Below are 20,007 nucleotides of genomic sequence, written 5' to 3'. Positions count from 1 at the left end.
GTTATGGCAAAATTTTTCATTGAACGCCCCGTGTTTGCGTGGGTGATTTCCATATTCATCATTTTGGCGGGCGTGATTGCCATTCGCAATTTGCCCGTGTCGCAGTATCCATCGGTGGGTGCGCCCACCATCACATTAAGTGCCACCTACCCTGGTGCATCGGCACAAGTGATGGAAGACAGCGTGTTGGCAGTAATAGAACGCGCCATGAACGGCATTGAAGGCTTGGATTACATGTCCACCAATGCCGACTCCAACGGTGCAGGCAGCGTGTCTTTAACGTTTAAGTCTGGCACCAACGAAGACATGGCACAAATGAACGTGCAAAACAAATTGTCTGAAATCACCGCCACGCTGCCTGCAACGGTGCAACAATATGGCGTAACCGTGTCCAAATCGCGTTCCAATTTCTTGATGGTGATTATTTTGAAATCGGAACAAAAAACCTTGGAAGACATGGCAGACTACGCCCAACGCAACGTGATTCCCGAATTGCAACGCTTGGAAGGCGTGGGTGGCGTACGCATGTTTGCCGCACAACGTGCCATGCGCGTGTGGGTGGACCCCGTTAAACTGAAAAGCTACGATTTGTCTTTTGCCGATGTTTCGGCGGCGATTCAAGCGCAAAACGCGCAAATTTCCGCAGGCAGCTTGGGTTCATTGCCCGCCACCGAAGGTCAAACCATTACCGCCACCATTACCGCACAAGGGCAATTATCCACGCCCGAAGAGTTTGGCGAAGTGATGCTCAAAACCACCACAGGCGGCGCAAACGTTTATTTGAAAGACGTGGCACGCATTGAATTGGGTACGGAAAGCTATGCCGCCAGCACCCGATTAAACGGCACACCAGCCGTGGGCATGGCAGTCATGTTGTCCAATAGCGGCAACGCCACCGCCACCGCCAAATTGGTTCGCGCCAAAATGAAGAGCCTCCAAAGCTATTTCCCTGCCGATATGACTTGGGCAGCCCCCTACGACACCTCCAAATTTGTGGACATTTCCATCAATAAAGTGATTGCCACTTTGGTGGAAGCCATGGTGTTGGTATTTATTGTGATGTTCTTGTTTTTGCAAAATTTCCGCTACACGTTGATTCCAGCCATTGTGGTGCCGATTTCATTGTTGGGTGGTTTTGCAGGCATTTACTATTTGGGCATGTCCATCAACGTGCTGACCATGTTTGCCATGGTGTTGGTAATTGGTATTGTGGTGGACGATGCGATTGTGGTTGTGGAAAACGTGGAACGCATCATGGCAGAAGAGGGCTTGCCCCCCATGGCTGCCACCAAAAAAGCCATGAGCCAAATTTCAGGCGCGGTAATTGGTATTACGGCGGTGTTGATTTCGGTGTTCATTCCTTTGATGTTTTTCTCGGGCGCACAGGGCAAAATTTACACCCAATTTGCCGCAACCATGGCTTTGGCGATTGGTTTTTCGGCTTTCTTGGCTTTGACTTTAACGCCCGCTTTGTGTGCCACCATGTTGAAACCGATTAAACAGGGTCATCATGAGAAAAAAGGCTTTTTCGGTTGGTTCAACCGCAAATTTGACAAAACCAATCATCGCTACAAAGGTTGGGTAGAAAGCATTTTGCGCCGTTCAGGCAGCCTGATGATTACTTGGATTGCCCTAACCGCAGGCGCAGGCTATGTTTACACCACCTTGCCCACCTCATTTTTGCCCAGCGAAGATTCGGGCAACTTGTTTGTGATTGCCCAATTACCTGCTGGCGCAACCAAAGCGCGTACCGATGAAACGGTAGAGGCTTTGGAAAAAACCGCGCTTTCCTTCCCCGAAGTGAAAGACATCATTACCGTATCGGGTTTCAGCTTTGGCGGTAGCGCGCAAAATATGGCAATGGGCTTTGTGATTTTGAAAGATTGGGACGAACGCCTTGCCATGAGCAAGGAAATGGATTTGATTCCACGCTTGATTGCAGGCGATTTCATTCACGATGCGAACATTGTTGTGCAAAAATTGACAGGCGCATTATTAACAGGCTTTGCCAACGGTCAAAAGCTGCCTGAAAACCATTTAATCAAAGATGGTTTCACTGTGGCGGTCAATCCCCCAGCCATTATGGAATTGGGTACGGGCGGTTTGGAATTTTACGTTCAAGACCGCAACAATATGGGTCATGACGCGCTGCTGGCAAAACGCAATCAGTTGATGGGCGCGATGGCGCAGGCAGGCATTTTCACAGGCACGCGCCCCGATGGTTTGGAAGATGCCCCCCAACTGGTGTTGAACATTGACCGCGAAACCGCCGCCGCACAAGGCGTGAGTTTGGCAAGCATACGCAGCACTTTGGCAACCGCATTGGGTGGTTCGTATGTCAATGACTTCCCCAATAATGGTCGTTTGCAAAAAGTGATGGTGCAGGCTGAAAACACCGCCCGTATGCAAGACGAAGACGTGTTGAATTTGTCGGTGGTCAATAACAAAGGCGTTGCCATTCCGCTTTCCACTTTTGTGAGCAAAGAATGGAAAGTGGGCATGCAGCAAAGCATTCGTTTCAACGGCTATCCTGCCATGAAATTGAGTACCACCCCCACAGGCGTGTCTTCGGGTGAAGCGATGGCGCGTTTGCAAGCGATTATGAGCGAAATTGGCGAAGGCAATTACAGCATTGAATGGGCAGGTCAAGCGCGTGAAGAAGCCAAAGGTTCATCTGAAACCACTTTGGTGTATGCTTTGGCGTTGTTGGCGGTGTTTTTGGTGCTGGCAGCTTTGTATGAAAGCTGGGCGATTCCTTTGTCGGTGTTGTTGGTTGCGCCTTTGGGCTTTTTGGGCGTGGTGTTGGGTGTGTGGGCGCGTAATTTCTTCAACACGCGCTTGGGCATTCCGATTAGCTATGCCAACGACATTTACTTTGTGGTCGGCATGATTACCGTGGTCGGATTGAGCGCGAAAAACGCCATTTTGATTATTGAGTTTGCCAAAGACTTGCAAGAACAAGGCAAAACCGCCTTTCAGGCAGCCTTGGACGCGGCACACTTGCGTTTCCGCCCCATTTTGATGACTTCATTTGCCTTTATTTTGGGTGTGGTGCCATTGTATTTCTCGTCTGGCGCAAGCGCGGCGAGCCAACGCGCCATTGGCACAACCGTATTCTGGGGCATGACTTTGGGTACGCTGTTGTCGGTGTTTTTTGTGCCTGTGTTTTATGTGTTTATCCGCAAAATTTTTAAGGGCAAACACGAAACGCGCACCGCACGAGAAGCCGCCAGCGATGCAGGTTTAACCCACTAATCGTCAAAACATGGTTTGTTGGATTACGCGATTGGCAACCGACAAACCATGTTTATTGTGCCATTTCAGGCAGCCTGAAACCCCACCACACCAATTATTGAGGATAATTGAAAAAATGAACAGCACATTTAAACCCCTATTTACCGCCAGTTTATTGGCAATGACTTTGGCAGCGTGCAGCAATTTGGGCATCAAGCCACTCAAAGACTACGCCCCCGAATACGAACAACCCGTGGTAGAAATTCCCGAAACCTTCCGCTACGATTTGAGCGCGGAAGAAGGCGCAGGCATTCAGGCAGCATCATTGGGCTGGAAAGATTATTTTGCCGACCCCCGTTTGCACGCCCTGATTGATTTGGCTTTGCAAAACAACACCGACTTAAAAACCGCCGCCTTAAAAGTGGAAGAAGTCCGCACCCAATACCGCATTACAGAAAACAGCACCCTGCCCAATGTAAACGCATCAGCCAGCGCAGGGCGTTCGGGTGCAGCAAATGGCGCAGGCAACCGTTTCAGCACAGGATTAAGCACCAGCTACGAATTGGATTTGTGGGGCAAAGTCAAAAACACCAACGAATCGCTGTTGCAAGCCTATTTTGCCACAGGCGCAGCCAAAGACAGCGTTCATTTGACCCTGATAGACAGCATTGCCAAAGCCCATTTTCAAGAAATTTACGCCGAAGCCAGCATGAAATTGGCAGAGCGCACCTTGGCAAGCTACCAAGAAACTTATCGTTTGAGCAAATTGCGCCACCAAGCAGGCGTGATTTCCAACGTGGATTTGCTGGCACAACAAGCCCAAATTGAAAACGCCAAATCCAGCTACGCCAGCGCAACCCGTGCGCGAGAAATGGCGCGTAACGCATTGGAAGTGTTAATCAGCCAGCCTTTGCCCAAAAACCTGCCCAAACCTTTGGCTTTGGACAAACAATACAAAATCCGCAATTTGCCTGCTGGTTTGAGTTCACAAGTCATGCTCAATCGCCCCGACATTCGCAAAGCCGAATTTGACTTGAAACAAGCCAACGCCAACATTGGCATTGCGCGTGCGGCTTTGTATCCCAGTATCAGCTTAACAGGCAGCTTGGGTTTGGTTAATTCGCAGTTGTCCAATTTGTTTAAAAGCGAAAGCAAAAACTGGTCGGTGGGCGCAGGTGTAAACAATTTCTCCATTTTTGATTGGGGCAACAAAAAAGCCAATATTGAAGTGGAAAAATTGCAACAACAACAAGTGGCTTTGGCATACGAACGTGCCGTAGAAACCGCCTTTCAAGAAGTGTCGGACGCATTGGTCAGCCGTGCCGCTTTCAACAGCCAGTTGCAATCCAACCAAGCGCAACGTGCCGCGCAGAATGAGCGTTTGCGTTTAATCAATTTGCGCTACAAACACGGCATTGCCAGCTCATTGGATTTGCTGGACGCACAACGCAGCAGCTATCAAACCGAAAATGCGCTGTTGGCAACGCAATTAAATTTGTTGAACAACATGGCAGATTTGTACAAAGTCTTGGGCGGCGGTTTGAAACGCCACACCAGCGATGAACCACAAATCATGGAGCAAATCCAAACCGCACAAAAAACTTTGCTGGAAGCAGCCAAAGATGTGAAAGAAAAAGTGCAAGACAAAATCAGCAAAAAAGCGAAAAAAGCGGCTGAGTAAAATGAAAACAGGCTGAAAATTTTGCAAAATCCACTTGCAAACTGACACAGGGGCGGATTTCATGTCCGCCCCTTTTTCAATTTAACTTATTTGGCAAAAAATGCGTGGGTGTAAGCATTTACCCTGAGCTTGCTCCAGTTAGGAAATAATATCCTTGAATGAGCATCCAACCGCCACCCCATTGAATCCCAATTAAAATATCGTATAAATAACTTCCAAAGACAAATCTTTTCTTGCGTTTATCATAATAAAACTCATCTAATTTTAATAATTTAAACATACAAGAAGCTATACTAGAAAAAAATGGCACAATAAATAAATTACCTAAAAAAATATACTTCATTTCAAAAAACAACAAAGCCACTTTATAGTTTATAAAAATATAAATTAAACAAATCAAAATGGTGATGATTAATCCATAAATTTTTTTATTTAGCATGATTTATAAAAACCCCATATAAAATATAACAAGAAGAGCAAATGTAGGGTGGAGGGCTTGCACTCACGCGTTCTGTTTTTTCATTATATCATTGTTTTTCATGAAAATTCATTCTCAGGCTGAAACCTTTGCAAAACTCAGTTTATAGGGGCAAATTTCACATCTGCCTTGTTTAGACTTGCAGAAATTTTTATTTTTATCAATAACGTGAACTCGGGATAAATCACTGTCAATTTGCCAACAAACCTGCTCTCTCTCCCTATGGGAAAGCGTTGGAGAGAGGGCTTGTTGAGCAGCATACCCTCTCCCCAGCCCTCTCCCACAGGGAGAGGGCGCAAAGTGACTTAAATTGATTAATCACTTTTATCCCGAAATCGCGTTATCAATAAAAAGCAAGCGTACTCAAATCACAATTTGTGGCACATATCGCCCAGCGCGAAACCTTGCCAATCCACGTCCACATCTTTGCCAAAGGCGATGACTTTAAACAATTCGCCCATTTCATGTTGCGCTGTCAAAAGCTGTACCGCGTGGGCTGCCTGAACGTAATCTGCTGAATTGGTTTGCGGAAATTGTTGCGCCAAATTGTCCAAAATCCCCAAATTAAACAAAAAATGCGCCTGTGTGGTGTAGCCGATTAAATCCAAACCCGATGAAACGCCTGCTTCGGCAAGGTCGCTGAAATTGACGTGTGCCGTCAAATCGGTCAAGCCCAGCCGAAAAAAGGGGTTGTGGACGCTGCGGTGTTTGTGGTGTCCGATGAGTGTGCCTTCGTTGCGTTGTGGGTGGTAATATTGTGCTGAATCAAAGCCATAGTCCAGCCAAATCATTGCGCCGCGTTGCAATTTTTCAGCCAGCGTTTTGATGAAGGCGTGTTGTGTGGGGTGCAATTCGCTGGTGTAGGGCAGGGTAGGGGGGAAATATTGTGTGGCTGCCTGAAACAGGTTTTCATCATCTAATTTTTTGTATTTTAAAATAAAATCATCATTTTCCATTGCCACAAAAGCGCGTTCCCATTCGCCTTTTTCGTTTTGGCGGATTTTTTCTATGGGCATGGCGTCCAGCACTTCGTTGCCCAAAATCACGCCATCAAAATGTGTGGGTAGGGTGTTGAGCCAAATCACTTTTTCGGCAAATTGGGGGGCGTGTTGGGCGATGTGTTCGCGTTGGCGTTGTGCTAAATTTTCTGATAATTCAATGATGTAATAATTTTTCAGGCTGCCTGAAAGGGCGTGTAGCAAATCCGCCGCCAATGCGCCTGTGCCTGCGCCAAATTCGTACACATTGCCTGCGGTTTGTGGCAAAAGTGGGGCAATTTGCCGCGCCAAAGTTTGGGCAAAAAGCGGTGTGAGCGTGGGCGCGGTAATGAAATCGCCAGCCGTGCCAATTTTGTGTGCGCCGCCCGAGTAGTAACCGCATTGCGGTGCGTACAAAGCCAGTTGCATAAAATGCGAAAATGTGATTTCGCCATTGTGGGCAGCGATTTCACGCTTGATGTGTTGCACTATGGCGTGATTTTGCGCGATTTCATCGTGGGATAATGGGGGAAAGATGGGGTCTTGCATGGTTAAATTTTGTAAAAAATGAAAAAGTGTTGTCATATTAACACGCTTTACTTGACTTGGGGGAAAAATGGATTGCCCTTGTTTTATTTGGGGATTTTGATGTGGGATAAAAAATGTGGGTGCTTGAAATGCGTTTTGCCGATTTTCAGGGCAGCCTGAATGCGATTTTTTTGTTTAAATCAGAAAGGTTTAAAGCGATTGGTCGGTTTGCCGAAGGGCGGATTTTTGGTTATAGTTCAGGTTTTTGATGAGCTGCCTTGTGCGGCTTTCGTTTTTGTAAAATCTGAATTCGCTCCCCTGCTTGCGGGGGAAGGCAGGGGGCTATGGGCGAAACGCAAACTTTTGAACACATCACGGTTTTGTTGCACGAAACGGTGGACGCGCTCAACGTGCAAGCCGATGGCGTGTATGTGGACGGCACGTTTGGGCGCGGTGGGCATTCGCGCTTGTTGCTGTCGCGTTTGGGCGAACGGGGCAGGCTGATTGTGTTTGACAAAGACCCACAAGCCATTGAAGTTGCTGAAAATTGGGCAAAAAACGACAGGCGCATCAGCGTGATACACAATGGTTTTGCCACTTTTCAGGCAGCCTTAAACGATTTGGGCGTGGGCAAAATTGACGGCGCATTGTTTGATTTGGGCATTTCATCGCCGCAAATTGACGATGCTTCACGCGGATTCAGTTTCCGTTTTGACGCGCCACTGGATATGCGCATGGACACCACACGCGGACAATCCGCCGCCCAATGGCTTGCCCAAGCCGATGAACAGGAAATACACGAGGTAATCAAAAATTATGGTGAAGAGCGGTTTAGTCGCCAAATCGCGCGCGCCATTGTGGCGCAACGTGGCGAAAGTCCCATTGATACAACCCGCCAGTTGGCGCAGATTGCGGCGCAATGCGTCCGTACTCGCGAGCGCGGGCAAGACCCAGCCACGCGCACGTTTCAAGCCATTCGCATCTACATTAACCGCGAGCTTGACGAAATTGAACAAACGCTCCCCCAAGTTACCGCGCGGCTCAAAACGGGGGGCAGGTTGGCGGTCATCGCATTCCATTCGTTGGAAGACCGCATTGTAAAACAGTTTATTCGTACGCATTCCACCCATGCGCCTTTGCCAAAATGGGCTGCCGTGCGCGACAGCGATTTGCCACAACCGCCCTTGTTGGCAATCGGCAAAGCCATCAAACCCAGCCATGCCGAAATTGAACGCAATCCACGCGCCCGTTCTGCCGTGTTGCGGGTGGCAGAGCGAACAGGTGGCGATTTTCAGGCAGCCTGAATCATCAATTCAAGATAAAAAAAGGAAAACGCAGATGAACTCATCTGAAATCATGCAAACCGCCAAAAAAGTGCAGCAACAATTCAGGCTGCCTGAAAACGTGAAACCCTACGCCACCAAGCTCAATTTGATTTTGTTGTCGCTGGTGTTGTGGTCGGCATATCATGTGGTGGATTTGAACAACAGCATTAAACGCGAAACCCACGCCTATGGCAAAGCACAAGAAGAAGAAATCCGTTTGAATCAAGACTTTGCCGAATTGCAATATGAGCACAGTCAAGCCGTTGATGCCAAATTGGTCGGCACCGCCGCCAAAGAAATGAATATGCGCGAACCAAGTGAGCAAGAAACGGTTATTTTACGTTTACAATAAAAATCATCATGCTAATCAATACCGAACACGAAACCCACAAGCCCGAAATGGCAAGCAAAAAATCCGCCAAACCCCAAGCCGTAAACAGCAATGGTCGCTTGTTTACGGTGTTGGGGGCTTTGACCGCAGGTTTTGCGGTGTTGATTGGATACAGTTTTTTTGTTCACATCAATCACAGACAAGAAATCAGCAAATCAGGCAGCGACCGCACCGTTCGCAGCATCAAAGAACCCGCCTTGCGCGGCATGATTACCGACCGCAATGGCACGGTTTTGGCGGTCAGCCGCCATTTGCGGATTCCCACCTTCAATCCCAAAGCGATTTACGAGCCAAAACGCAAAGGCGACAATGTGAATTGGCAAACCATTTCCGATGAACAATTTGCCAAACTTGCCGAAATTTTAAAGCTGCCTGAAAGCGAAGTCCGCGCCAAAATGCAGGACACCAACAGCAAATATTGGAACACCAAAGCCGCTTTGTCGTTGAGCGAAGCCGATGCGCTTAAAGCCTTGAAAATCCCCAGTTTGCGTTTTGAAGAGCAAAGTGAACGCGCTTATCCAACAGGCAGCCTGTTTTCGCATATTGTTGGTTTCTCCAACAGCAAAGGCGTGGGCTTGGAAGGCATAGAACGCACCCAAAACGACATTTTGAGCGGCGAAGATGGCAAACAAATCGTCTTGCGCGACCGCTATGGCAATATTGTGGAGTTGTTGGATTCGCCTGAAAACACGCCTGCCAAAGTGGGCAAAACCTTGGTGCTTTCGGTGGACCAAGAAATTCAGCGTTTGGCGCGACAAGAATTGCAATCGGCAATCCGCCATTTCAACGCCAAAGCAGGCGGTGTGGTGGTGCTGGACGCGCAAACGGGCGAGATTTTGGCAATGGTCAGCCTGCCTGATTACGATGCGAATTTTTACAGCGAATACCCCGATGAAAGTTTTCGCAATTTTGCCGTTGCCGTTGCCATGGAACCGGGGTCAAGCATGAAACCTTTTGTGGTGGCAAAAGCGATTGACGATGGCAAAATCGGACGCTACACCCCATTTGACACGCGCCCCTTTACCATTGGGCGCAAAACCATTCAAGACACGCATTTGTATCCCAGTTTAAGCACCGAAGGCATTTTGCAAAAATCGTCCAACGTTGGCACGAGCAAAATTGCTGCGATGTACAGCAACCAAGCCTTATACGATTTTTATTCATCGGTTGGCATAGGCAAAAAAACCAATTCGGGCGTGAGTGGCGAACAAAGCACACCGCTCAAACCCGCTAACCGTTGGGGGGCTTTGGACAAAGCCGTGATGTCGTATGGCTATGCTTTAACTGCCAATTTATTGCAAATGGCGCAGGGTTACACCATTTTTACCACCAATGGTCGTTTGCTGCCTGCCACCATTTTCAAGCAAGAGCAAGCCCCACAAGGCACACCTGTGATTAAACCCGAAACGGCAAAATTGATGCGCGACATGATGGTTAGTGTAACGCGCAAAGGCGGTACGGGTACAGATGGCGCGATTGAAGGCTACGATGTTGCCGCGAAAACAGGTACGGCAAAAAAAGTGGTGGCAGGTGGTTATGAAGACCGCTATCGTGCCAGCTTTATCGGTTTCGCGCCCGCACACCGCCCACGCCTGATTGTGGCGGTAACGATAGACGAACCACGCGGCAAAGGCTATTATGGTGGCGTGGTGGCAGGACCTGTGTTTCGTGGTGTGATGGGTGGCGGCTTAAAAATTTTGGGCGTGAAACCCACTTATCAAGTTGCCAGCGAAGCCGCCAACACAGCAGGTGGCACGAAAAAAGCACAGTAATTTTTTCGGAAAATGGGTTTTCAGGCTGCCTGAAAGCCCATTTTTTTGAGATTGTGAAAATAAGGACATATCATGAATTGGATTGATGAAATTCAACAGACCAAGTCGCAATATGAATGGGCGATTTTGCAAGAACACGCGCCATTTGGCACATGGGCTTGGTTGAGCAATCGTACGCTGGTGTTTACATGGTTTCAAATACCAAATTATCTGTGTTTAATCATATTAATCATGATGTTATACACGTCGCCAATACTTTCGCTGATATTATTTTGTTGGTGGCTGTATGCGGCATTGCGTGAACAAAACAGTCAAATTGTATGGAATAGCGACACCAAACAATGCACCATTTTTCATAAAAATGAAAGCCAAATCATTGATTTAGACCAAACGTGCAGCCTGAATGTTCACATTAGCCAAGACCCCATATTAAATCGCCGCGCAGTAGTTAATTTTTTACTTTATTATCAGTATGATAAGCAAGTTGCGATATTGCGTTATCGCACGAAAAATGATGATGAAATTGCCATATTGAAAAAATGGGCGCAAGATTTATGCCAACAAAGTGGTATCAAATTCAGCATAGAAAACCACATTGAACAAGGATAATTCGCTTTTCAGGCAGCCTGAAACCTTTGCAAAACTCTGTTTGTAGGGGCAGATTTCATATCTGCCCTGTTTAGAATTGCAGAAATTTTTATTTTTATCAATAACGTGAACTCGGGATAAGTCACTGTCAATTTGCCAACAAACCTGCCCTCTCTCCCTATGGGAGAGAGTTGGAGAGAGGGTTTGTTGAGCAGCATACCCTCTCCCCAGCCCTCTCCCACAGGGAGAGGGCGCAAAGTGACTTAAATTGATTAATCACTTTTATCCCGAAATCGCGTTATCAATAAATTGAAAAAAGGGCAGATATGAAATCTGCCCCTACGAATTGAGTTTGGCAAAAGTTTCAGCCTGAAATGTGTTTTAAGCACAAAGCGTTTTTGCGTTAAGGCGCAGGTATTTTGGCGGCACAGGCTTACGGCAATCTTTCAGGCAGCCTGAAAGCGTATTTTTAAGGTTGAAATAATATGAAAATCGTCATTGCTCCCGATTCATTCAAAGAAAGTTTAAGCGCATTGGCTGTTGCCGATGCGATTGAAACAGGCTTGCGGCGCGTGTTACCCGATGCCCACATTGTCAAAATCCCGATGGCAGACGGGGGCGAAGGCACGGTTCAATCGCTGATTGACGCAACGCAAGGCACATTGCACACAACCGAAGTATCCGACCCTTTGGGCAAGCGTGTGGCAGCGTTTTTTGGCGTGTCGGGCGACCAACACACCGCGATTGTGGAAATGGCAGCCGCTTCGGGTTTGCATTGGGTGGATTTAGATAAACGCAATCCATTGAAAACCAGCAGTTATGGCACAGGCGAATTGATACAAGCCGCACTCAATTTGGGTGTGAAACACATCATCTTGGGCATAGGCGGCAGCGCAACCAATGATGGTGGCGCAGGTATGTTGCAAGCGCTTGGCGCACAATTTTTCAATTATCACAATCAGTTAATTACAGAAAAAATCTCGGGTGGCATTTTAGACCAAATTGCGCGTGTGGATTTTTCCATTATCCATCAAAAATTTAAAGGTATTTCAGTAGAAGTGGCTTGTGATGTGAACAACCCTTTATGTGGTGAACGCGGTGCTTCCGCCATTTTCGCACCACAAAAAGGCGCAACGCCCAACATGGTCGCCATTTTGGATAAAAATTTGCAACACTATGCCCACATCATTCAACAAAATTTAAATACAGACATCGCCACGCCAGCAGGTTCAGGTGCGGCGGGCGGTATGGGGGGCGGTTTGCTGACTTTGCCCCATGTGCAACTGAAATCGGGCGTGCAAATCGTGCTGGACACCGTGTGTTTAGCCGAACACATTGCCGATGCCGATTTCGTGATAACAGGCGAAGGACGCATGGACGCACAATCCATCGCAGGCAAAACCCCGATTGGCGTGGCGCGTACCGCCAAACAATTTGGCAAACCCGTGATTGCGATTGTGGGCAGTTTGCGCACCGATTATGAAGTTGTGTATCAACATGGCATAGACGCGGTGTTTCCGATTATCCGCCAACTGGACACGCTGCCTGAAACGCTCGCCAATGCGCGTGAAAACCTGATTTCTACCGCGCAAAATGTGGCAAAATTGATGACATTGGCGTGAATTTTTGATGTAGAGCAGGTGCGGGTACTAGGGGCTAATGACAATTCGTTTCGCGATTGTTTTTTCATCAAAATCGCCAACTTCTGCGTCAAAAATACTCGCCAATGGGTGGCATTGACTCGCATTTTTTCCTTGAATTTGACGATTTTGCCTGAAAAACCAACTTCGCGCCCAAATTGTCATTAGCCCCTAACCAAAAAAACATCAATTATTTTAATATGGTGGATAAAATACCCCACACAATGATTCAATACATGAAGGAGCAAAAAAATGGTCAGCGTATCGGCTTTGGGTGCGATTGTCGCTTTGGTGGTGGCAATCGGTTTGATTTTACGCAAAACACCACCTGTTTACGGCATGATTGTGGGTGCATTGCTGGGCGGATTGGTTGGCGGTGCGGATTTGGTACAAACCGTCTCGCTGATGATTAAAGGCGCACAGGGCATTACAACGGCGGTCATGCGGATTTTGGCGGCTGGTGTGTTGGCAGGTGTGTTGATTGAGTCGGGTGCAGCAAACACCATTGCCGAAACCATCGTCAAAAAACTGGGCGAAGCGCGCGCGCTACTGGCATTGGCAATCGCCACAATGGTTTTGACCATGGTGGGCGTGTTCATTGATGTGGCGGTGATTACCGTTTCGCCGATTGCTTTGGCTTTGGCAAAACGCGCCAATTTATCCAAAGCAGCGATTTTGTTGGCGATGATAGGCGGTGGCAAAGCAGGCAATTTGATGTCGCCCAACCCCAATGCGATTGCGGCTGCGGACGCATTTCAAGTGCCACTTACGTCTGTGATGTTGGCTGGTGTGATTCCTGCGGTGTTTGGTTTGACGCTGACGTATTTTTTGGCGAAGCGTTTGCGTTCGGGTGGCTTGATTGACAACAGCGAAGTGGTGGCACACGACACACAGAATTTGCCATCTTTTTGGGCGGCGATGTCTGCACCTTTAACGGCAATCGCTTTACTGGCATTGCGTCCGATGGCAAACATGACAATAGACCCTTTAATCGCCTTACCTGTGGGCGGATTGGTGGGCGCATTGTTGATGGGGCGATTGGCACACATCAATCAATACGCGGTTTCAGGTTTAAACAAAATGGCTTCGGTGGCGATTATGTTGTTGGGAACGGGGGCTTTGGCAGGCATTATCGCCAATTCGCAACTGAAAGACGTGCTGATTAACGCACTGACGGCTTCGGGTTTACCAGCGTATTTGCTTGCACCTGTGTCTGGGATACTGATGTCTTTGGCGACCGCTTCCACAACAGCAGGGACGGCAGTTGCATCCAGCGTGTTCAGCAGTACATTACTGGAATTGGGCGTAAGCAGTTTGGCGGCAGCAGCGATGATACACGCAGGCGCAACGGTTGCCGACCACATGCCGCACGGTTCGTTTTTCCATGCCACAGGCGGCAGCGTGAACATGGACATGAAAGCGCGTTTGAAGTTAATTCCCTACGAAAGCGCGATTGGCTTAATCATGACGGTGGTCTCCACGCTGATTTATGGCGTATTCAGATGATGTGCTACTTTGACCGTTGTACCAATGCTTTGGGGTACAGTCAAAATTGCCTTGCCCACGTTTTGATATTGAATTGAAATGAAACCCCAAATTTTCGTGATGAAAATTTGGGGTTTAGTGTATTTTTTTGAATGAGTAAACCTTTTCGCTATTTTTACGTTTAAAATAATGTGTATTGAACATGAGTTTAACCATTTGCTACAAAGGACAAATCCCAAATGTACAGCCAAATCGCAGCCCCAAATTCCCTAAAATTACCCGAATTAAAACATCACGTTAGCCAAAGCGAAAAACTCACGTCCGACAGCCGTCAAATTCAACAAGGCGATGTGTTTGTTGCGTGTCAAGGCGAATACGCGGACGGCAGAAATTACATTCAAGCCGCGATTAACAATGGAGCGAAATTTGTGTATTGGGACGCAGATGGCGATTTTGTTTGGCAAAATCAATGGGCTATTCCCAATCAGCCGATTGCCGATTTGCGCCAATGCGCAGGCATTTTGGCGGCACAGGCTTACGGTAATCTTTCAGGCAGCCTGAATATTGTGGGCGTAACAGGGACAAATGGCAAAACGTCCATCACGCAATGGCTTGCCCAAGCGATTGATATTTTGGAACAAAATAACCCCCTCTCCCAGTGGGAGAGGGCAGGGGAGAGGGTAAATCAAAAATCCTGCGCGATTATCGGCACGGTGGGCAACGGTTTTTTTGGCGAATTGCAAGAAACCAGCCACACCACGCCCGACCCCGTTTCCGTGCAAACTTTATTGCGTCAATTCAAACACTTGGGCGCGAAACACATTGCCATGGAAGTGTCCAGTCATGGCTTGCACCAATTCCGCGTGAATGGCGTGCCGTTCCGCACAGCCGTGTTCACCAATTTAACGCGTGACCACTTGGATTACCACAGCGACATGGACGATTATGGCGCAACCAAAGCGCGATTGTTCCATTGGCAAGGTTTGGAAAATGCCATTATTAATCAAGATGATGAATTTGGCGCGAAACTGATTGCCGAATTGCGTGAAAAATATCCCCATTTAAAAACAATATCTTATGGTTTTGATGAAAACGCGGACATTCACATCAGCGGATTTGTTGCCGATACACGCGGTATGCGATTGACTTTAAAAACGATTTGGGGCGATGGCGAAGTGGAAACGCGCTTATTGGGGCGTTTTAACGCGCAAAATTTTGCCGCTTGCGTGGGCGTGTTGTGCGCGAATGGTTGGGATTTGCAGGCTGCCTTAAACGCTTTGAGCCAAATCCGCCCTGCCACAGGTCGCATGGATTGCATCATCAATGAAAACAAACCCTTAATTGTCGTGGACTACGCCCACACGCCAGACGCGCTGGAAAAAGCCTTGACCACTTTGCGTGAAATTCAGCAGCCTGAAAGCCGTTTGTGGTGCGTGTTTGGCTGTGGCGGCAACCGAGACCGTGGCAAACGTCCTTTGATGGGGGCGGTGGCAAGCCAGTTCAGCGATTGCCCTGTTGTTACCAGCGACAATCCGCGCATGGAAGACCCACAAGCGATTTTGGACGACATTTTGCCAGCCGTACCCAATGCGGTGTTGGTGCAGGTGGACAGAAAATTGGCGATTGAACAAGCCATCGCGCAAGCAAATCCGCAAGACATTGTTTTGATTGCAGGAAAAGGGCATGAAACCTATCAGGATATTCAGGGCGTGAAAACGCATTTTTCGGATTTTGAAGTGGCGGAAGAGGCGTTGAGCAAACGCGTTTAATTTTTGGGATAAATAAGGAACTTGCAATATGAGTCATAAAGTATTTTTTAATAGTAAGAAAAATAAGAATGAGGATATTATCAATATTTTGATTACTAATTTAAATAGAAGATACAAATATGAATTGCATATTGCAAGTTGTTACCTATCTAATGATTTGGAACAAGTATTTAAATTTATTTTAAATTTAAATCAGCATTTTAAGTTAGATAGAGTAATTTTTTATATTGATGCTCGCCAAGTGGTTAAATCAGGTATTGAAAACATCAATAAATATTTAGTTAAAAAAATCAATGAAAAGTTATCTCTTGATGTGGCATTTAATGTTGTTGATGATAATGTTTTATTTCATACAAAAGCATTGATTTTAAAAAATGAACATCAGGGTATTTTATTGATTGGTTCAAGTAATTTCTCTGATTTAGGTTTATTTTCTCAACAGGGTAATTATGAAAGTTTAATTTTTACAACAGAAAATGATGATATTGATGATTTTTTATCAACTTTGCCAAGAAATAAATTCAGAACGTTGGAACATTTTTCTGAATTTAAAAGCGCTGATAACCTGACATTTCAATATGCAATATTACAACAAGGTAGATTTGTTCATAAATGGCAACAAACAATAAATCAATATTTTGCTGTTAAATATGATTTAACAGAAGATGGTCGGGTACAAATTTCATCAAATGAATTGAAAGAATTGGGATTTGATACTGATGTTGCTAGTATTAGTAGACAATTTTTTAAATTTGATGAAGGTAGTCATGAAATAAATAATGAATATAATAGATTACGAAGTAAGGGAATTGAAACTTATTTGGGTCATTGGATACCGATTTCACTTATTCCTAAAATAGATAATAAAAAGTTTGAGTATTTTTTATGTGATTTGGAAAGTTTATTCCATAATCAAATAATTCATCATAGGGAAGAAATGGATAAAGTTTTTCATACTTTATTATATAAGAATTTTATTTCTCATTATTCTCAACCGCCTGAAGAAATTTTATTAGATAAGTTTGCTAAATTATAGTGGATTCAATTTAAATCAGGACAAGGCGACAGCGACCGCCGTGTACACCCAGTACATAAGGGAGCTGACAACGCTGTACTGGTTTAAATTGAATTCACTATAAAAGAAAATCATACTAAATTATTAAAATTTATGTATAAGTTTGAGTTTTTTGAATTGCCTTATGATTTTTCACAAAAAGATGAAATTACTAAATTATATGAATATTTGCATTCTGCTTGTGTTAATAGGGGTAAGAAAAATCAAGCAAGTGATAGGTTTTTACATTCAGTAGAAAAATTGAATCCTATGTTGATTAATCATATAGATAACAGTGAAATGTAAATTTCAGGCAGCCTGAAAATAAAAAACAAAGGAAAATCAAATGAGCAGAAGCAAACGAAAAAATCCCATTATGGGACACACAAGCTGCCGCAGCGAAAAACAAGACAAAAAACTTTGGCACAAATGCTGGCGTTCAAAGCAAAAAATGGCTTTGCGCTCGCCGCATTTATTGGATTTGGAAGCGATTTCGCCCATTTTAGAACGTGAAATCAGCGATGTTTGGGCGATGGGGAAAGATGGAAAACAGTATTTTGCATTCTATTGGCAACATCACTTGGCGGAACGATTGGCAGCAGAATACGCCAAAAATCAGCGTGAAAAAATCAATTTAAAACAACGCTATTTACATCAATTTATGGCGAAATAAGTTTTTCAGGCTGCCTGAAAGTCAAAATCATGAAAAAATCGCGTATTTTTCTCACCACTTTAATAATTGATTTATTGAGATTTGTATTGAAATTGGCGTTTTGGCTTTTGCTGCTAAAAGGCTTGATTGTGTGGCAATCGCATTTATCCACCATTCATTATCAACGTGGCGATGTGCTTGATGAGCGGTTTCGCGTTTTGGCGGTGATGGAGCAGGGCAAAATATATCCTGTCAAATTAACGCAATTTGATTACAAAAGCGAAAAAATGTCGTGCTATGTGAGTTCTATTAAAGAAACCGATGATTTGTTGCGCGATATTGTGGAAATTTTGAAAAAACAAGGACAAAGCTACTCGCTGGTGTATTTTTCCGACCATGGACTCAAACACACAGGCATGGGCGATGCCCTTACGCTGATACACGGTGGCGACACTTATCAAAGTTTTGAAGTGCCATTGGTCAAAATTTCATCGGACGACACCGAACACAAAATCATTCAAACCCAACGCAGTGCTTTTAATTTCCTGAAAGGTTTTGGACAATGGACGGGCATTCACGCACAAGAATTGCCACAAAATGGCTATGATTTTTGGGGCAGTCAAGCCGATGTGCCAGAAAAAGGCAATAATCTACAACAGGTTAATGCCATGCCGCGCGATTCAATTCAATAATGGCTTATTCATGAACAAGGGGATGGGTTTTTCAGGCAGCCTGAAAAAAAGAATGCCCTTGTTTTTTGCTTGATTTTTCATTAAACTAAATCCATTTAGTCTAATCTAAACTTGTGGAGCAAAATCATGTCGCAAACCCCATTTGTCAGCCCCCCGCCCGAAATCATCAACATTCACGAAGCCAAAACCCATTTATCGCGGATTGTGGAAGAAGTCAAAACCTACGGCAAACCCGTGATTATTGCCAAAGCAGGCAAACCGCAGGTGCAGATTGTGCCGATTGAAGTTGCGCCTGACACACCGTCTTTATTTGGTTTTATGCAATCGGACGAGATGGCAAAATTATCACAACTCATTGATGAATTTGATGAAAAAAATCCCCATTTGATTGAGCAACTGTTTGCAGGGGAATACGATGAAACAGAATAAATATCTGCTGGATACCCATGTTTTGCTGTGGTTGGCGGACAATCGCAAGGAAAAATTTTCGTCTGAAATCATTGCTGTATTGGAAAATCGCCAACAAAATCAGTTTTTTGTCAGCGCGGTAAGCATTTGGGAAATCACACTCAAAGCTGCTTTGAACAAACCTGATTTCCCCTACCAAGCCGAAGAAATGCTGAAAAATATGCAAAAAGTGGGCATTCATTTATTGGATATTCATATTAATCATATTCTTATGCTCAATCATGTGCCACTTATCCACAAAGACCCGTTTGACCGCTTACTGATTGCCCAAGCACACAGCGAAAAATTGAATTTACTCACAGCAGATACAGCAATTTTACAATATCCATCTGATTTGATTGTGGATATTCGTCCGTAAATATTTTCAGGCAGCCTGAAATCTCAATTTTTTATTTTAAGGAATTAAAAAATGTCTAATAAAATTAAAACCAGCTTCAATATTGTAGAAGAAAAATCCGCACGTTTGGCAGTATTGATTGATGCGGATAATGCTTCTGCCAAAGATGTCAAAGCCATTTTGGAAGAAGTTGCAAAATTTGGCGAAGCGACTGTTAAACGTATTTATGGCAATTTTGTTTCTGCTAATGGTCAATGGAAACAAGTTATTAATGAATTAGCAATTAAACCCATGCAACAATTTGCTTTTACCACAGGTAAAAATGCGACTGATGGTTTCATGATTATTGATGCAATGGATTTACTTTATACAAACCGTTTTGATGGATTTTGTATTGTATCCAGCGATAGCGATTTTACGGCATTAGCAATTCGTTTAAAAGAACACGGAACTTCTGTTTATGGCTTTGGTAAAAAACAAACACCAGCAGCTTTTAGAAATGCGTGTAGTCAGTTTATTTATGTGGAAAATTTGGTTACAGAAACAGAAGAGTGTGTTATTCAAGAAAATACATTAACTGATAAAACCCAAATTAATCAATCTAATGAGAATAAATTAAAAAATAATGCAACTAATAAAAATACTGAATTAGAAGTAATCCAATTACCATTAGATACTTTACGAAAAGTATTTGAAAACTTTGATGATGAATGGGTAGGAATTAGTGCTTTTGGTGCAACATGGAAACGTTTACAAGTAGATATTGACCCACGAACCTATGGTTGTTCTAAATTCACAACACTAATCAAAAAATATCCTGAAGTATTTGATTATGAAATGAGAAAAGTAGCGGATGGGGAACAAGAACATATGTATGTCAAATTAAAAATCTGATTTTTAGGCTACCTGAAACCCATTTCCCATTATTTCAATCTA

At 44.9% G+C, this 20,007-nt stretch carries 18 protein-coding genes; 16 read left to right on the top strand and 2 right to left on the bottom strand.

Features of this window, described 5'->3' with window-relative positions; all coding sequences use genetic code 11:
- Positions 1 to 3: 3 nt before the first annotated feature.
- Together H3L97_RS10635 and H3L97_RS10630 are read left to right on the top strand one after the other, a co-directional pair.
- Positions 4 to 3,255 carry an efflux RND transporter permease subunit gene (locus tag H3L97_RS10635; RefSeq protein WP_097113303.1) on the top strand — a complete coding sequence of 1,084 codons (3,252 nt, stop codon included), beginning with the start codon at positions 4 to 6 and terminating at the stop codon, positions 3,253 to 3,255.
- A gap of 115 nt (positions 3,256 to 3,370) precedes the next feature.
- Positions 3,371 to 4,915 carry an efflux transporter outer membrane subunit gene (locus H3L97_RS10630; RefSeq protein ID WP_097113304.1) on the top strand — a complete coding sequence of 515 codons (1,545 nt, stop codon included), beginning with the start codon at positions 3,371 to 3,373 and terminating at the stop codon, positions 4,913 to 4,915.
- Positions 4,916 to 5,033: 118 nt separating this feature from the next.
- Here the strand turns inward: H3L97_RS10630 and H3L97_RS10625 are convergent, their stop codons facing one another.
- Both H3L97_RS10625 and H3L97_RS10620 read right to left on the bottom strand, forming a co-directional pair.
- Entirely contained in the window at positions 5,034 to 5,354 is a 321-nt protein-coding gene (locus H3L97_RS10625) for a hypothetical protein (RefSeq protein WP_097113305.1), read from the bottom strand.
- 407 nt (positions 5,355 to 5,761) lie between these two features.
- On the bottom strand, positions 5,762 to 6,955 hold the full coding sequence (locus H3L97_RS10620; protein WP_371271211.1) for a class I SAM-dependent methyltransferase: 1,194 nt from the start codon (positions 6,953 to 6,955) through the stop codon (positions 5,762 to 5,764).
- A gap of 77 nt (positions 6,956 to 7,032) precedes the next feature.
- On the opposite strand from H3L97_RS10620, the gene H3L97_RS12100 reads away from it, so the two are divergent.
- From H3L97_RS12100 to H3L97_RS10555, 14 genes are all read left to right on the top strand, one after another.
- Complete coding sequence (locus H3L97_RS12100; protein ID WP_257010971.1) at positions 7,033 to 7,167, top strand: hypothetical protein; 135 nt, start codon at positions 7,033 to 7,035, stop codon at positions 7,165 to 7,167.
- A gap of 75 nt (positions 7,168 to 7,242) precedes the next feature.
- Positions 7,243 to 8,202 (top strand): 16S rRNA (cytosine(1402)-N(4))-methyltransferase RsmH, encoded by a 960-nt coding sequence (rsmH, locus tag H3L97_RS10615; protein WP_097113306.1) that lies wholly within the window; start codon positions 7,243 to 7,245, stop codon positions 8,200 to 8,202.
- Positions 8,203 to 8,236: 34 nt separating this feature from the next.
- Entirely contained in the window at positions 8,237 to 8,575 is a 339-nt protein-coding gene (locus H3L97_RS10610) for a cell division protein FtsL (protein ID WP_224446351.1), read from the top strand.
- 8 nt (positions 8,576 to 8,583) lie between these two features.
- Positions 8,584 to 10,386: a peptidoglycan D,D-transpeptidase FtsI family protein gene (locus H3L97_RS10605; RefSeq protein ID WP_097113307.1), complete on the top strand. Its 1,803-nt coding sequence runs from the start codon at positions 8,584 to 8,586 to the stop codon at positions 10,384 to 10,386.
- A 72-nt stretch (positions 10,387 to 10,458) separates the two neighbouring features.
- A complete protein-coding gene (locus H3L97_RS10600) occupies positions 10,459 to 10,995 on the top strand; it encodes a hypothetical protein (protein WP_097113308.1) in 537 nt (178 codons plus the stop codon).
- A gap of 464 nt (positions 10,996 to 11,459) precedes the next feature.
- Positions 11,460 to 12,596, top strand: a complete 1,137-nt coding sequence (locus H3L97_RS10595) for a glycerate kinase (RefSeq protein ID WP_097113310.1) — start codon at positions 11,460 to 11,462, stop codon at positions 12,594 to 12,596.
- A gap of 270 nt (positions 12,597 to 12,866) precedes the next feature.
- Positions 12,867 to 14,120 (top strand): GntP family permease, encoded by a 1,254-nt coding sequence (locus H3L97_RS10590; RefSeq protein ID WP_097113311.1) that lies wholly within the window; start codon positions 12,867 to 12,869, stop codon positions 14,118 to 14,120.
- A 218-nt stretch (positions 14,121 to 14,338) separates the two neighbouring features.
- Positions 14,339 to 15,868: a UDP-N-acetylmuramoyl-L-alanyl-D-glutamate--2,6-diaminopimelate ligase gene (locus H3L97_RS10585; RefSeq protein WP_097113312.1), complete on the top strand. Its 1,530-nt coding sequence runs from the start codon at positions 14,339 to 14,341 to the stop codon at positions 15,866 to 15,868.
- A gap of 28 nt (positions 15,869 to 15,896) precedes the next feature.
- Positions 15,897 to 16,904, top strand: coding sequence for a phospholipase D-like domain-containing protein (locus tag H3L97_RS10580; RefSeq protein ID WP_097113313.1), 1,008 nt, complete (start codon positions 15,897 to 15,899; stop codon positions 16,902 to 16,904).
- Positions 16,905 to 17,268: 364 nt separating this feature from the next.
- Complete coding sequence (locus H3L97_RS10575) at positions 17,269 to 17,595, top strand: hypothetical protein (RefSeq protein ID WP_097113315.1); 327 nt, start codon at positions 17,269 to 17,271, stop codon at positions 17,593 to 17,595.
- 29 nt (positions 17,596 to 17,624) lie between these two features.
- On the top strand, positions 17,625 to 18,266 hold the full coding sequence (locus tag H3L97_RS10570) for a sulfatase-like hydrolase/transferase (protein ID WP_097113316.1): 642 nt from the start codon (positions 17,625 to 17,627) through the stop codon (positions 18,264 to 18,266).
- A 126-nt stretch (positions 18,267 to 18,392) separates the two neighbouring features.
- Entirely contained in the window at positions 18,393 to 18,695 is a 303-nt protein-coding gene (locus H3L97_RS10565) for a type II toxin-antitoxin system Phd/YefM family antitoxin (protein ID WP_097113317.1), read from the top strand.
- Positions 18,682 to 19,092 (top strand): type II toxin-antitoxin system VapC family toxin, encoded by a 411-nt coding sequence (locus tag H3L97_RS10560; RefSeq protein ID WP_097113318.1) that lies wholly within the window; start codon positions 18,682 to 18,684, stop codon positions 19,090 to 19,092. The genes H3L97_RS10565 and H3L97_RS10560 overlap by 14 nt, the downstream gene beginning before the upstream one ends.
- Positions 19,093 to 19,143: 51 nt before the next feature.
- Positions 19,144 to 19,965, top strand: coding sequence for an NYN domain-containing protein (locus tag H3L97_RS10555; RefSeq protein WP_097113319.1), 822 nt, complete (start codon positions 19,144 to 19,146; stop codon positions 19,963 to 19,965).
- The last annotated feature ends 42 nt before the right edge of the window (positions 19,966 to 20,007 follow it).

It is taken from the genome of Alysiella filiformis (assembly GCF_014054525.1).
In the GTDB taxonomy this organism is placed as follows: Bacteria; Pseudomonadota; Gammaproteobacteria; order Burkholderiales; family Neisseriaceae; genus Simonsiella; species Simonsiella filiformis.
The sequence above is the reverse complement of the archived record's forward strand: the minus strand, read 5'-3'. Positions and strand labels throughout refer to the sequence as shown.

Bases quoted from the DNA above. Each gene is read 5' to 3' on its own strand.
- H3L97_RS10560 (WP_097113318.1), top strand. From the start codon at position 18,682: ATGAAACAGAATAAATATCTGCTGGATACCCATGTTTTGCTGTGGTTG.
- H3L97_RS10610 (WP_224446351.1), top strand. From the start codon at position 8,237: ATGAACTCATCTGAAATCATGCAAACCGCCAAAAAAGTGCAGCAACAA.
- H3L97_RS12100 (WP_257010971.1), top strand. From the start codon at position 7,033: ATGTGGGTGCTTGAAATGCGTTTTGCCGATTTTCAGGGCAGCCTGAAT.
- H3L97_RS10630 (WP_097113304.1), top strand. From the start codon at position 3,371: ATGAACAGCACATTTAAACCCCTATTTACCGCCAGTTTATTGGCAATG.
- H3L97_RS10600 (WP_097113308.1), top strand. From the start codon at position 10,459: ATGAATTGGATTGATGAAATTCAACAGACCAAGTCGCAATATGAATGG.
- H3L97_RS10565 (WP_097113317.1), top strand. From the start codon at position 18,393: ATGTCGCAAACCCCATTTGTCAGCCCCCCGCCCGAAATCATCAACATT.
- H3L97_RS10605 (WP_097113307.1), top strand. From the start codon at position 8,584: ATGCTAATCAATACCGAACACGAAACCCACAAGCCCGAAATGGCAAGC.
- H3L97_RS10575 (WP_097113315.1), top strand. From the start codon at position 17,269: ATGAGCAGAAGCAAACGAAAAAATCCCATTATGGGACACACAAGCTGC.
- H3L97_RS10585 (WP_097113312.1), top strand. From the start codon at position 14,339: ATGTACAGCCAAATCGCAGCCCCAAATTCCCTAAAATTACCCGAATTA.
- H3L97_RS10620 (WP_371271211.1), bottom strand. From the start codon at position 6,955: ATGACAACACTTTTTCATTTTTTACAAAATTTAACCATGCAAGACCCC.
- H3L97_RS10595 (WP_097113310.1), top strand. From the start codon at position 11,460: ATGAAAATCGTCATTGCTCCCGATTCATTCAAAGAAAGTTTAAGCGCA.
- H3L97_RS10570 (WP_097113316.1), top strand. From the start codon at position 17,625: ATGAAAAAATCGCGTATTTTTCTCACCACTTTAATAATTGATTTATTG.
- H3L97_RS10555 (WP_097113319.1), top strand. From the start codon at position 19,144: ATGTCTAATAAAATTAAAACCAGCTTCAATATTGTAGAAGAAAAATCC.
- H3L97_RS10625 (WP_097113305.1), bottom strand. From the start codon at position 5,354: ATGCTAAATAAAAAAATTTATGGATTAATCATCACCATTTTGATTTGT.
- rsmH (WP_097113306.1), top strand. From the start codon at position 7,243: ATGGGCGAAACGCAAACTTTTGAACACATCACGGTTTTGTTGCACGAA.
- H3L97_RS10580 (WP_097113313.1), top strand. From the start codon at position 15,897: ATGAGTCATAAAGTATTTTTTAATAGTAAGAAAAATAAGAATGAGGAT.
- H3L97_RS10635 (WP_097113303.1), top strand. From the start codon at position 4: ATGGCAAAATTTTTCATTGAACGCCCCGTGTTTGCGTGGGTGATTTCC.
- H3L97_RS10590 (WP_097113311.1), top strand. From the start codon at position 12,867: ATGGTCAGCGTATCGGCTTTGGGTGCGATTGTCGCTTTGGTGGTGGCA.